The 12,890-nt window shown below is 73.3% G+C and carries 11 protein-coding genes; 7 read left to right on the top strand and 4 right to left on the bottom strand.

The window, feature by feature from the left end; translation table 11 throughout:
• Nucleotides 1–133 precede the first annotated feature (133 nt).
• Nucleotides 134–952 (top strand): SDR family NAD(P)-dependent oxidoreductase, encoded by an 819-nt coding sequence (locus JK361_RS29655; protein WP_201823878.1) that lies wholly within the window; start codon nucleotides 134–136, stop codon nucleotides 950–952.
• A 356-nt stretch (nucleotides 953–1,308) separates the two neighbouring features.
• On the opposite strand, the gene JK361_RS29650 is transcribed toward JK361_RS29655, so the two are convergent.
• Both JK361_RS29650 and JK361_RS29645 read right to left on the bottom strand, forming a co-directional pair.
• Complete coding sequence (locus JK361_RS29650; protein ID WP_236053765.1) at nucleotides 1,309–2,472, bottom strand: MAB_1171c family putative transporter; 1,164 nt, start codon at nucleotides 2,470–2,472, stop codon at nucleotides 1,309–1,311.
• Nucleotides 2,459–2,980, bottom strand: a complete 522-nt coding sequence (locus tag JK361_RS29645) for a regulator component (RefSeq protein ID WP_201823876.1) — start codon at nucleotides 2,978–2,980, stop codon at nucleotides 2,459–2,461. Before JK361_RS29645 ends, JK361_RS29650 begins: the two co-directional genes overlap by 14 nt.
• 455 nt (nucleotides 2,981–3,435) lie before the next feature.
• On the opposite strand from JK361_RS29645, the gene miaB reads away from it, so the two are divergent.
• Nucleotides 3,436–4,965, top strand: a complete 1,530-nt coding sequence (gene miaB, locus JK361_RS29640; protein WP_201823874.1) for a tRNA (N6-isopentenyl adenosine(37)-C2)-methylthiotransferase MiaB — start codon at nucleotides 3,436–3,438, stop codon at nucleotides 4,963–4,965.
• 255 nt (nucleotides 4,966–5,220) lie between these two features.
• Nucleotides 5,221–5,934, top strand: coding sequence for a class III extradiol dioxygenase subunit B-like domain-containing protein (locus JK361_RS29635; protein WP_201823872.1), 714 nt, complete (start codon nucleotides 5,221–5,223; stop codon nucleotides 5,932–5,934).
• Nucleotides 5,935–6,430: 496 nt separating this feature from the next.
• On the opposite strand, the gene JK361_RS29630 is transcribed toward JK361_RS29635, so the two are convergent.
• Nucleotides 6,431–6,709 carry an antitoxin gene (locus tag JK361_RS29630; RefSeq protein WP_201823870.1) on the bottom strand — a complete coding sequence of 93 codons (279 nt, stop codon included), beginning with the start codon at nucleotides 6,707–6,709 and terminating at the stop codon, nucleotides 6,431–6,433.
• A gap of 23 nt (nucleotides 6,710–6,732) precedes the next feature.
• Nucleotides 6,733–7,035, bottom strand: a complete 303-nt coding sequence (locus JK361_RS29625; RefSeq protein ID WP_201823868.1) for a hypothetical protein — start codon at nucleotides 7,033–7,035, stop codon at nucleotides 6,733–6,735.
• A 183-nt stretch (nucleotides 7,036–7,218) separates the two neighbouring features.
• On the opposite strand from JK361_RS29625, the gene miaA reads away from it, so the two are divergent.
• The 4 genes from miaA (at nucleotide 7,219) to JK361_RS29605 (ending at nucleotide 12,888) form a co-directional block, all read left to right on the top strand.
• Nucleotides 7,219–8,157: a tRNA (adenosine(37)-N6)-dimethylallyltransferase MiaA gene (gene miaA / locus JK361_RS29620; RefSeq protein WP_201823867.1), complete on the top strand. Its 939-nt coding sequence runs from the start codon at nucleotides 7,219–7,221 to the stop codon at nucleotides 8,155–8,157.
• A gap of 443 nt (nucleotides 8,158–8,600) precedes the next feature.
• Nucleotides 8,601–9,065, top strand: a complete 465-nt coding sequence (locus JK361_RS29615; RefSeq protein ID WP_236053789.1) for a hypothetical protein — start codon at nucleotides 8,601–8,603, stop codon at nucleotides 9,063–9,065.
• Between the two features lie 227 nt (nucleotides 9,066–9,292).
• On the top strand, nucleotides 9,293–10,162 hold the full coding sequence (gene dapF, locus JK361_RS29610) for a diaminopimelate epimerase (protein WP_201823865.1): 870 nt from the start codon (nucleotides 9,293–9,295) through the stop codon (nucleotides 10,160–10,162).
• Nucleotides 10,163–10,554: 392 nt separating this feature from the next.
• Entirely contained in the window at nucleotides 10,555–12,888 is a 2,334-nt protein-coding gene (locus JK361_RS29605) for a RelA/SpoT family protein (RefSeq protein ID WP_201823863.1), read from the top strand.
• The last annotated feature ends 2 nt before the right edge of the window (nucleotides 12,889–12,890 follow it).

The raw sequence follows: 12,890 nt of genomic DNA, 5'->3' as shown, positions 1-12,890 counted from the left end.
GGGTGAGGGAGTCGCATCGGACCAGGCGGCCCCGGTGGGCGCTGGCCGGAAGTCGTCACCGGCGGAACAGCGGGTTCTAAGCTCGGACGAGTTCGACGATCTCGATGGTCTCGGTGAAGGAGCCTGAACAGCAGTGGAGGACAAGCGCGTTGTCGTCGTGACCGGCGGGGGCTCGGGCATCGGGCAGGCCACGGCCCGGATGCTGTGCGAGGCGGGTCACCAGGTGGTCGTCTCCGGCCGGCGGGCCGAGCCCTTGGAACGCCTCGCGCGGGAGACGGGGGCGCTGGCCCATCCGTCCGACGTCAAGGACCCCGATGCGGCCGAGGGCCTCGTACGGGCGGCCCTGGACACGTACGGACGGCTCGACGGAGTGGTGCTCAACGCGGGCATCGGGCGCGGCGGAGCCGTGGGCGACATGTCGCTGCAGGACTGGGACGAGGTGATGCGCACCAATGTCACCGGCCCGCTCCTCCTGCTCCGCGCCGCGATCCCGCACCTGCTGGAGTCCAGGGGCGCGGTGGTCGCCGTCGCCTCGGTGTCCGCACTGCGCAACGGCACGAGCAACGCCCCGTACGCCACGTCCAAGGCCGCCCTGCTCCAGCTGTGCCGCTCCGTCGCCGTCGACTACGGACGCCAGGGGGTGCGGGCCAACATCGTGTGCCCCGGCTGGGTGCGGACCGAGATGGCCGACCGGCGCATGACGCGCTTCGCCGAGGAGGCCGGCCTGCCGGGCGGTGGGATGGAGGCCGCCTACGAGGAGGCGACCAGGCTGCTGCCCCAGGGCCGGCCCGGTGAACCGCGCGAGGTCGCGGAGGCGATCGGCTGGCTGCTGTCCCCGGCGGCGTCCTACGTCAACGGCGCGGTGCTCACCGTCGACGGCGGGACGACGGCCCTCGACCCCGGGACGCTCGCCTTCGACCACCACATCGCACCACGCGGCCCCGCCTCCTAGCGGCACGCAGGCCACCGACACGCCCCGGTGATTGCGCCCCGCCTCCTGGCGGCACGCGGGTCACCGATACACCTCGGTGAATGTGCCCCGCACCGGCACGCAGGCCACCGACGCACCTCGGTGATTGCGCCCCGCCTCCTGGCGGCACGCAGGCCACCGACACGCCCCGGTGATTGCGCCCCGCCTCCTGGCGGCACGCGGGTCACCGATACACCTCGGTGAATGCGCCCCGCACCGGCACGCAGGCCACCGACGCACCTCGGTGATTGCGCCCCGCCTCCTGGCGGCACGCGGGGCACCGATACGCCTCCGTGAATGCCCCGCACCGGCCCGCGGTGCGGGGACGCCGGGGGCCGTCAGGGCTGCTGCGCCGGAGAGGTCCGGTCGCGGAAGGGAAGTGCGTCGGTCATGGCCGACCACATCCGGGCGATCCCCAGCAGAGTCTCGGGACTGCCGTGAACCACCCCGGGCAGCGGGCGCGGATCGGCCGGAGGGACGCCGCCGAGTACCGCCCGCCGGGCCTGTCCCACGACACCGGCGAGCGCGGCGGACGCGAGACGGTCGTCCGGCACCCCTGCGCGCCGCGCGTGCCGGTGCGCCTCCTCGTAGGCGTCCGGCTGGATGTACGGCTGAAGCGTCAGCAGCGCGTCGTACGTCTCGATGGTCTGCCGGTGGGCCTGGAGCGCCGGCGGGCAGCGCGGCCACAGCACCTCCTGGAGCCGGGTCCGCCGCGGGCTGGCCAGGGCCACGTGGGGCACCGCCGTCACCAGGTCCCGCCACAGCGGCCACAGCTGCCAGGCCGTCCGCAGCGCGGCGGCCGACCGGGCCACGGCGGTCGCGGTGGGCACCAGCAGGGAGGCCGCCCGCAGGAAGCCGTGGACACCCATGATCACGGACAGGTACGGGAGCAGCCCCGGCGTGAGGCCGTAGAGGTGGCAGAGATAGCCGCACCAGAAGACGAGGGCGAGCACGCTGCCCGCAGCGAAAAGCCGCAGTGACCAGACGAGATCACGCTCCGCCGTGCGCAGGCTGTACCGCCAGCAGACCACGAGGGCGACGGCGTCCCCGAGGATGTGGGCGACGATGAGGATCAGCCAGTAGGCGGCCGCGGCGGACGCCGGCCGCTGGACGGCCGCCATCCCCTCGGGCGACCGGTCGCCGCGCAACAGGTCCAGGACGAGCAACGACACCAGCGCGGCCGTCAGTCCCACCGCCACGGAGCGGCGCAGCCGGGGACCGCGGCGCGGGTCGATCACGAAGAGCAGGACCAGCCCCGCGCTGAGGACGCCGATCAGATTGCGGACGAGGGACACCGTGTGCACGGCGATCCCGACGGACGTCAGCCCGCTGACGATCTCCGGCTGGAAGAGGGTGATGGCGGTGGTCGCCGCCAGGACGGTCACCCACAGCCCACGCAGATGGGGCTGGCGCAGCGCGGGCCGCGCCCGCCAGACGAGGGCGAACCACAGCGCGAGGACGCTGGCGAGTCCGACCCGGGCGGCCAGCTCACTCACCGGCATCGGCCGTCACTCCCAGGAACGCGCCGAGGCGTCCCACGGGACCGGCCACCCGGCCGCCCTCCCCGGCGCTCTGTATCAGGCTCGCGATCATCTCGGCTTCTTGTTCCTCGGTGGTCGTGTAACTCGTCCTGGCCATCAGCCGCCTGACCAGACCGGGATGCGGATCGCCCAGCAGCCGGGCGGCCGGCCCGTCATCGCCGTCCGTGACGATGCGGTGGTGGTCGCACAGCACATGGCCGATCTCGTGGAGGATGATGTGCTCACGGTGCACGGGGGCGGTACGGGCCTCGTAGAAGACGTAGTCGGCCTCCTCGGTACCCAGCCAGAGCCCGCACGCCCCGGTGGCCGCCACCTGCTCGGGCAGCTCCCTCACCACGAGCGGCCGCCCTCTCAGCTCCTCCACCCGCGCACGGAGCGCGTCCAGGGAAAGCGACCGCTGCACCCCGAGATCACGCAGAATCGCGGTGCATCGGCGCCGCAGCGCGGCGTACTCGCTCGTTCTCCGCACCTGTCGTGTCACCCCCGTTCGCTGTTCTCACCGGCCGGAACGGTTGGGGTGTCTCTCCGCCTCCGTTGCGTCGGACCGGGCGTTCACGACGCCGTACTCCCTCTGGCATCCCACTCGTCCGGAGACCTCCTCGTCGGTCGGACGGCCGGGGTGACCCCGAATCGCCCTGCCGGTACGCCGAGACGGCCGAGCACGGCGTGGCCCCACCTAAGCAGGTCGCCCGCCCTCATGCACACGCCTGCCGAGCCTTTCGGTCGCCCTTTGGCGAAAACCTTCTCCTGTCCCGGCACGGGCGGCGATGCGCCAGGCGCGCGGTGAACGACCACCCTCACCTGTGACTGCCGTCACAGGCGCGAGCGCCGCTCCCGCATCGCCCCTGTCCGCCGCGGCGGGCGGTCGCACGACGGAACAAGTGCCGCACCGCGGGTCTCCGAGGACCGCCTACCCTTGAACGCATGACCAGCAGCAGCGACCGGAGCCCGGCAGTGGACGTTCCCGCCCCCAAGAGTTACGAAATCCGCACCTACGGGTGCCAGATGAACGTCCACGACTCCGAGCGATTGGCCGGGCTGCTCGAAGAGGCCGGATATGTACGGGCCCCCGAGGGATCGGACGGGGACGCGGACGTCGTCGTCTTCAACACCTGCGCGGTCCGCGAGAACGCCGACAACCGGCTCTACGGCAACCTCGGCCGGCTGGCGCCGAGGAAGGCGTCCCGCCCCGGCATGCAGATCGCGGTCGGCGGCTGTCTCGCGCAGAAGGACCGCGACACCATCGTGAAGAAGGCGCCCTGGGTGGACGTCGTCTTCGGCACGCACAACATCGGCAAGCTGCCCGTCCTGCTGGAGCGCGCCCGCGTCCAGGAAGAGGCGCAGGTCGAGATCGCCGAGTCCCTGGAGGCGTTCCCCTCCACGCTGCCGACCCGCCGCGAGAGCGCCTACGCGGCCTGGGTGTCGATCTCCGTCGGCTGCAACAACACCTGCACCTTCTGCATCGTGCCCGCCCTGCGCGGCAAGGAGAAGGACCGTCGCCCCGGCGACATCCTCGCCGAGATCGAGGCCCTGGTCGGCGAGGGCGTCTCGGAGATCACGCTGCTCGGCCAGAACGTCAACGCCTACGGTTCCGACATCGGCGACCGCGAGGCCTTCAGCAAGCTGCTGCGCGCCTGCGGGAACATCGAGGGTCTGGAGCGCGTCCGCTTCACCTCCCCGCACCCGCGCGACTTCACGGACGACGTGATCGCGGCCATGGCCGAGACGCCGAACGTGATGCCGCAGCTGCACATGCCGCTCCAGTCCGGCTCCGACACGGTGCTGAAGGCGATGCGCCGCTCGTACCGCCAGGATCGGTACCTGGGGATCATCGAGAAGGTGCGGGCCGCCATTCCGCACGCCGCGATCACCACCGACATCATCGTGGGCTTCCCCGGCGAGACCGAGGAGGACTTCGAGGAGACGCTGCACGTCGTCCGCGAGGCGCGGTTCGCGCAGGCCTTCACCTTCCAGTACTCCAAGCGCCCCGGCACGCCCGCCGCGACCATGGAGGACCAGATTCCCAAGGAGGTCGTCCAGGCGCGCTACGAGCGGCTCGTCGCCCTCCAGGAGGAGATCTCCTGGGAGGAGAACAAGAAGCAGGTCGGCCGCACGCTGGAGCTGATGGTCGCCGAGGGTGAGGGCCGCAAGGACGGCGCCACCCACCGCCTCTCCGGCCGCGGCCCCGACAACCGCCTCGTCCACTTCACCAAGCCGGACGAGGAGGTGCGCCCCGGCGACGTCGTCACCGTCGAGATCACGTACGCCGCCCCGCACCACCTCCTGGCCGAGGGCCCCGTGCTCGGCGTGCGCCGCACGCGCGCGGGGGACGCGTGGGAGAAGCGGAACGCCGCGGAGGCCGCCAAGCCGGCGGGCGTCATGCTCGGCCTGCCGAAGATCGGCGCACCGGCACCGCTGCCGGTCGCCACGGGCAGCGGCTGCGGCTGCGACTGAAACCCGAACCCCGGCCCGCGCTCCGGCGGGCGCCGGGTTTCGGTGGGTGCCGTGGTTCCACTGGGTCGTGTGCTCCGCGGGGCCCGCGCTTCCGGTGTTCCGTGCTTCGGCGGGGCGCGGGCTTCCGGTGGTTTCGCGCCGTGTACGTCGGTGGGCGCGGCAGGCTGGAGGCGCTCGTCCTGGCGGTGGCCGACCCGATGGACGTGCCGATCCAGGAGTGACGCGCGGCCCGCTCGCCGGGTTACGCTGCCGATCATGCTTGTCGCCGCCGCAGTCTGCCCCTGTCCGCCGCTGCTCGTGCCCGAGGTCGCCGCGGGTGCCGCGCCTGAACTGGACGCCGCACGCACGGCCTGCTCGGACGCGCTCGGCCTGCTCGCCGCCGCCCGCCCCGACCTGCTGGTGGTCGTCGGCGCGGCGGAGCAGGACGGGCACGGCACCTTCCCGCAGGGCGCGCCGGGTACCTTCCGCGGCTTCGGCGTCGACCTCGGCGTACACCTCGGACCCACCGCCCACCCGGCCCCGGAGCGCGAGCTGCCCACCTCGCTGGCCGTCGGCGCCTGGCTGCTGGAGCGGACCGGTTGGGCCGACGCCCCGATCGAGGGGCTCGGCGTCGCGGAATCGCTGGAACCGGAGCGGTGCGCCGACACCGGGCGTGAGCTGGCCGGCCGGGCCGGGCGGGTGGCGCTGCTGGTCATGGGCGACGCCAGCGCCTGTCGCACGCTCAAGGCACCGGGCTACCTGGACGAACGGGCGGCGCCCTTCGACGCGGAGGTGGCGAGGGCGCTCGGCGCGGCGGACGTGGCGGCACTGCGGGCGCTGGATCCCGGGCTCGCCCTCGAGCTGAAGGCCGCCGGCCGGGCGCCCTGGCAGATCCTGGCCGGGGCCGCCGAGAACGCGAACCTCACCGGCAATCTGCTGTACGAGGACGCACCGTACGGCGTGGGCTACCTGGTCGCGACCTGGTCCTGACCCGCCCCGCCACCACCGCTCGACCGCTACACCTCTCGCGTGCCGGCACCCCGGCCGCGCGGCGGCTGCACCTTCGGGTGCGGCCACTGCTCCGTCTGCGCGATCGCCGCTCCGCGTGTGCGGTGCTCGTCCGTCCTGGGCGGCTGCCGCTACGTCTGCGCGGCCGCTTGTCCGGTCCGGGATGGCTACTGCTCCGCCTGCGCGGGCGCTGGTCGGTCCCAGGATGGTCGCTGCTCCGCCGGCGGCTCCGGTCCCTCTCGCGCTTACGCGCGGTTCCTCATGCCCGTGCGGAAACGGCGGACGGCCGGGAGCCGTGTCGCTCCCGGCCGTTCACCGTTGTGCCGACGGGGGCCGTCCGGGACACCGCCGCCGGGTTCCTCACGGATTCCGCCTCCGCCGCCGGGTCCCCCTCGGGTGCCGCCACGCGGACTCCCCTCGGGCACCACTGGGCACCCCTCGGACTCCGCCGCCCGGGCGCCCCGCACAGGGCGCCCGCTCACGAAGCCGGAGGCGGTCCCTCCGGGCGGGTCGGGGGCATCGGGTCATGAGGTGCCGCATCCGGGCCGCTCTTGTGCGCGAGGCGGTCCATCGCCTCCTTGGCCTTGCCCGTGCTCGTCTGGATCTTGTCGCTGTACTTGTGCTTGGTCCGCTCGTCGACGGCCTTCGCGGCCTTGTCGATCCCGTGCTGGACCTTGTCCCCGTGCTGCCGCGCGAGGTCCGACACCTTGTCCTTGGCCGGGCCCAGCTTGGCCTTCACGTTGTCCATCAGACCCATGGTCCACCTTCCCTCGCGGGCAATTACCTGAGGGCGCCCTCGCCGGCCTCGCTGTCGGCGGCCTCCCCGGCGGACTGCTGCCGGGGGATCCCGGTGCTCTCGGACGTGTCGTCCGTACCGGCGTCCGACCGCACGGCCACGTCCTCGTGTCCGTCCCCGACCGCCTCCGTAGCCTCCGCCGACCCGGCCTCCCCCGTCTCCGCCGACTCCGTCCGATCCGCCTGTTCCGCCTCGGCTCCTGCCGGCTCCGGGCCGGCGGGCGCCGCCGCGTCCGAGGCCTCCGGAGTCACCTTCGACCTGCCGAGAAGCCGTGCAAACACGCCCATATCCACTCCATACGGTACTCGTGCGGGCGAATTCCCGCGTCGCCCGGTGCGTACGGTTGCGCCGCCCGGGTCACCGCCCCGCGCAGTCCGGCAGGCGGCACCTCGCCACGGGCAACGACGCGGGAACCGCCCCGTCACGTAACTCGTTCGAGACCTCGCCCGGAGGTTTGCGAGACTGGTGCGGTGAGCAGTGCACCCCTCGCCCCCCGCGTCATCGCCGTCGTCGGCCCCACCGCGGCCGGAAAGTCCGATCTCGGCGTCTTCCTGGCCCAGCAGCTCGGCGGCGAGGTCGTCAACGCCGACTCCATGCAGCTGTACCAGGGGATGGACATCGGAACCGCCAAGCTGACGCCCGAGGAGCGCGGCGGCGTCCCGCACCACCTGCTGGACATCTGGGACGTGACGGTCCCCGCCTCGGTCGCCGAGTACCAGAAGCTGGCCCGCGCGAGGATCGACGCGCTGCTCGCCGAGGGCCGCTGGCCGATCCTGGTCGGCGGCTCGGGCCTGTACGTCCGCGGTGCCGTCGACAACCTGGAGTTCCCCGGCACCGACCCGGAGGTCCGGGCCCGGCTGGAGGAGGAGCTGGCGCTGCGCGGCCCGGGCGCGCTGCACGCCCGGCTGGCCGCCGCCGACCCCGACGCCGCCCGCGCGATCCTGCCGAGCAACGGCCGCCGTATCGTCCGGGCGCTGGAGGTGATCGAGATCACCGGCCAGCCCTTCACGGCGAACCTGCCCGGCCACGACTCCGTCTACGACACCGTTCAGATCGGCGTCGACGTGGCCCGTCCGGAACTGGACGACCGCATCGCGCGGCGCGTCGACCGCATGTGGGAGGCGGGCCTCGTGGACGAGGTGCGCGCGCTGGAGGCGCAGGGCCTGCGCGAGGGGCGCACGGCCTCCCGGGCGCTCGGCTACCAGCAGGTCCTTACCGCCCTCGCCGGGGAGTGCACCGAAGCGGAAGCGCGGGCCGAGACCGTGCGTGCCACCAAGCGCTTCGCGCGCCGCCAGGATTCATGGTTCAGGCGCGATCCCCGGGTGCACTGGTTGAGTGGGGCCGTCGCGGACCGCGGGGAACTTCCGCACCAGGCCCTGGCGTTGGTCGAACGACCGGTCACAGCCTGATCACGTCATGGCATCGGGATGCGCCGCGGGTCATCGCGGCCTTCGACGCCGTGCCATCATCGAGCTTCGATCGACCAAGTGGAGCCAAGTTGGGAGGGCGCGTGGCGATGGAGGCCGGCCCTCGCGACACCGCACGAAGCGCCGAACACCTCACCACCGAGGGTGACGATCCGGGCCGGAGCGAAGGCGTCCCGGACCAGGACCGTTCCCGGGTGAACGGTGTGCGCGAAGGCCTTCAGGCGAACGGTGTGCAGGCGCACGTTCCGCACGAGAACGGCCTGCTCGATGACGGTCTGATGGACGACAGTCCGCTGGGCGACGGTCTGCTGGGCGACGGCCGGACCGAGGACCGTCCGGCGGAAGACCGTCCGGTCGGCGACTCCCTGGCTGAAGATCCTCCGCTCGGCGACTCCCTTGCCGAAGATCCTCTGCTCGGGGACCCTCTGGCCGGAGGCCCTCTGCTCGGGGACCCTCTGGCCGAGGACCGTCTGGCCGACGACGGGCCCGACGACACCGCGGGCGGCGTCACCGCCGACGGACCGGCGCCCGAGGAGATGTACCCGAGCGGCCCGGAGGTCGAGGTCGAGCTGCGCCCGCAGCGCCGGCTGCGCATCTGGCAGCTCGCGCCCATCGTCGGTCTCGCCGCCGTCGGCTCCCTGATGTTCGCCTTCCCGCTCGCCTTCGACTTCGGTGACAGCGGCGCCGTCATCGCCATGCTCGGCCTGCTGATCTGCTCCTGCGCGGCCGGCTGGGGCATGATGGCCGCCCGCAGGGTGGGCTACACCTGGCCGGGCCTGCCGCCACGGGGTTCGGGCCGCCGCCCCGACTGGCGCGTCGTCCTCGGATACGTCCTCCTCGTGGTCGTGATCGCGATCCTCGCCGTCTGGCGAGTGGCAAGGCTCCGCTGAAGCGGGGGCGCGCAGAACCGCGCCCTCAGCCGCCCCCAACGGCCGGTCCGGTTCACCGCCCGCACCGGCCACTCCTTCCTACCGGCCGCTGCTTCCCGCCGGCCACTCCCTCCCGTCGGCCATTCGTTCTCATCGGCCACTCCGTCCCGTCGTCCCCCGCCGGAGCGACGCGGCCCCTCGGCGCAGCGCCTCGGCCTCCCGCCGGAGCGACCCCGTACGATCGAGGAATGAGCACACCGATCGCCTTCCTCAAGGGGCACGGCACCGAGAACGACTTCGTGATCGTCCCGGACCCCGAGAACGCCCTCGACCTCTCCCCGGCCGCCGTAGCCGCACTGTGCGACCGCCGGGCGGGCATCGGCGGCGACGGCGTGCTGCACGTCGTGCGGTCCGCGGCGCACCCTGAGGCCCGGACGATGGCCGGCGAGGCCGAGTGGTTCATGGACTACCGCAACGGCGACGGTTCCGTCGCCGAGATGTGCGGCAACGGTGTGCGTGTGTTCGCGCGCTACCTCCAGCACGCCGGACATGTGGCCGAAGGTGACCTCGTCATCGCCACGCGCGCGGGTGTGCGGACCGTCCACATCGCGAAGAACGGCGACGTCACCGTCGGCATGGGCCGCGCCCGCCTCCCCGAGGGGGACGTCACGGTGACCGTCGACGAGCGCAGCTGGCCCGCGCGCAACGTGAACATGGGCAACCCGCACGCGGTGGCCTTCGTGGCCGATCTGGCGCATGCCGGCAGCCTGTACGACGCGCCGCCGGTCAGCCCGGCGGCCGCCTACCCGGACGGTGTGAACGTCGAGTTCGTCGTCGACCGCGGCCCCCGCCACGTCGCCATGCGCGTGCACGAGCGCGGCTCCGGAGAGACACGGTCGTGCGGCACGGGCGCGTGTGCCGTCGCCGTTGCCGCCGCCCGCCGGGACGGCACCGACCCGGCCGTCACCGGCACCCCGGCGACGTACACCGTCGACGTGCCCGGCGGACGCCTGGTCATCACAGAGCGGCCCGACGGGGAGATCGAGATGACCGGCCCGGCCGTGATCGTCGCCGAGGGCGAGATCGACGCCGACTGGCTGGCCCAGTCGCTCGGCTGATCCGCCGGGGCCACGACCCCCGCGGGGCACGACCGCCGACGGCTCGGGCCCCGGTCCGTCGGCTACGGCCTCCCGGTCCGCCGGCTCGGGCCGCCCGGCCCCCGGTCGTCGGCTGCGGCCCGCCGGCCCCGTCCTCCCGGCCCGTCCGCCTCCGCGGTCCCTGGCGCCGGAGCGGTTCGAAACCGCGGGCGAGTACGGGGCACCTGACGCAGACTCTAAACCTCGATTTCGTCGCTCGAAGGGGTGATCCGTTTCACGCTCGGCCAGAGGCGGTCGGTCGCGCGCGGTGGGCTCGATAGCATCAAGCACCGGCACGGACGGGGGAACGTCGCCAACCCTGAGCCGCGTGTGCCATGGGGCTCCGTCCGCCGGTCCACGAGCCGGAGGTGCCCATGAGTGCGGAGGCCACGAATCCTGCGACGGCTGGCCCGGTAGCGCCCACAGCGCCACAAGCGCTCACAGCGTCCGCGGTGCCGCGCAGAAAGTCCCGGCCCCGGATCGACCTGCGCCGGCTCGGCCGCGCCGCGCTGCTCGGATCCGCCGGCCGCCACAAACTGCCCGACGCCATCAGCCACGTAGTGGAGGCGCACCGCGCGCACCACCCCGACGCCGACCTCGAACCCCTGCGCCGCGCCTACGTCCTGGCGGAGTCCTCGCACCGCGGCCAGATGCGCAAGAGCGGCGAGCCGTACATCACGCACCCGCTCGCCGTGACCCTGATCCTCGCCGAACTCGGCGCCGAGACCACGACCTTGACGGCCTCTCTGCTGCACGACACCGTCGAGGACACCGAGGTGACGCTGGATCAGGTGCGGGAACAGTTCGGCGAGGAGGTTCGTTATCTGGTCGACGGCGTCACGAAACTCGAGAAGGTCGACTACGGAGCCGCCGCCGAGCCGGAGACCTTCCGCAAGATGCTCGTCGCCACCGGCAACGACGTGCGCGTGATGTCGATCAAACTCGCCGACCGCCTGCACAACATGCGCACCCTCGGCGTGATGCGCCCCGAGAAACAGGCGCGGATCGCCAAGGTCACCCGGGACGTCCTCATCCCGCTCGCCGAACGCCTCGGCGTACAGGCCCTCAAGACGGAACTGGAGGACCTGGTCTTCGCCATCCTCCACCCCGAGGAGTACGCACACACCCGCGGGCTCATCGCTGAGAACGCCGCCCGCCCCGGCGACCCGCTCGCCGAGGTCGCCGACGAGATGCGCGGTGTGCTGCGCGAGGCCGACATCCCGGCCGAAGTCCTCATCCGGCCACGGCACTTCGTCTCCGTCCACCGTGTGGCCCGCAAGCGCGGCCGGCTGCGCGGCACCGACTTCGGCCGCCTGCTGGTGCTGGTGAACGAGGACGCGGACTGTTACGCCGTCCTCGGCGAACTGCACACCTGCATGACGCCGGTGGTCTCCGAGTTCAAGGACTTCATCGCCGTACCGAAGTTCAACCTCTACCAGTCCCTGCACACCGCCGTCGCCCGCCCCGACGGCCAAGTCGTCGAAGTCCTCATCCGCACCCACCAGATGCACAAGGTCGCCGAGGCCGGTGTCGTGGCCCTGGGCAACCCGTACGCGCCCGCCTCCGACACCCTCGCGTCCGGCACCTCCCCGGCCGGCGCCGCCGCGCCCGGCCCCGAGAACGCCGACGCCCCCGCAGACGGCGAGCGCGCCGACCCCACCCGCCCCGGCTGGCTCTCCCGCCTCCTCGACTGGCAGCAGGCCGCCCCCGACCCCGACACCTTCTGGTCCACCCTGCGCGAGGACCTCGCCCAGGACCGAGAGATCACCGTCTTCCGGCCCGACGGCGGCGCCCTCGGTCTGCCCGAGGGCGCCACGTGCGTGGACGCCGCGTACGCGCAGTACGGCGAGGACGCGCACGCCTGCATCGGCGCCCGCGTCAACGGCCGACTGGCCACCCTCAGCACGGTCCTGCGCGACGGCGACACGGTGCAGCTCCTGATGGGCCAGGACCCGGCCTCCGAGCCCTCCCGCGAATGGCTGGAGCACGCCCACACGCCGGCCGCCCGCATCGCCATCCAGCGCTGGCTGGCGACACACCCCGGCGCCGGCACCGACCCGGACGACGGCACCGACACGGCCGAGCCCGGCGGCAGCCGCACCGCACCCGGCGAGTCCGATGCCGCCGCCCGCACGGTCTCGGCCGGGAAGGCCGCCACGGCCCGACCCGCGACCGGCTCGGCCGCCCGCCCCGGCGCCACCCCGGGCTCACCCGTCGCCCGCCCCGCGGACGGCGCCCCCGCCCCCCGCCCCCGGCGCGCCGACGTCCTCGTGGACCCGCCGGGCGCCGCCGTGCGGCTCGCCGGGTGCTGCACCCCTGTACCGCCGGACGAGATCACCGGCTTCGCGGTGCGTGGGGGAGTGGTGACCGTGCACCGCGCGGAGTGCGCCGCGGTGGCGCACATGAAGAGCAGGGGGCGCGCGGAGATCGGCGTCCGCTGGGGGGAGACCGCCGAATGCCGGGTCACCCTGGTCGCTGAATCGTTCGGCCGCCCCCATCTGCTCGCCGACCTCACCGAGGCGATCGCCCTGGAGGGAGTCGAGATCGTCTCCGCCACCGTCGAACCGCCCAGCCAGCAGCGGGTGCGCCACACCTACACCCTCCAGATCCCCGACGCGGCCCGCCTCCCGGCCCTGATGCGGGCCATGCGGGACGTACCAGGGGTGTACGACGTGAGCAGGGCCCAGCACCAGGCACCGGCCTCCTGACG

Source organism: Streptomyces musisoli, assembly GCF_016741855.1.
In the GTDB taxonomy this organism is placed as follows: Bacteria; Actinomycetota; Actinomycetes; order Streptomycetales; family Streptomycetaceae; genus Streptomyces; species Streptomyces musisoli.
The sequence above is the reverse complement of the archived record's forward strand: the minus strand, read 5'-3'. Positions and strand labels throughout refer to the sequence as shown.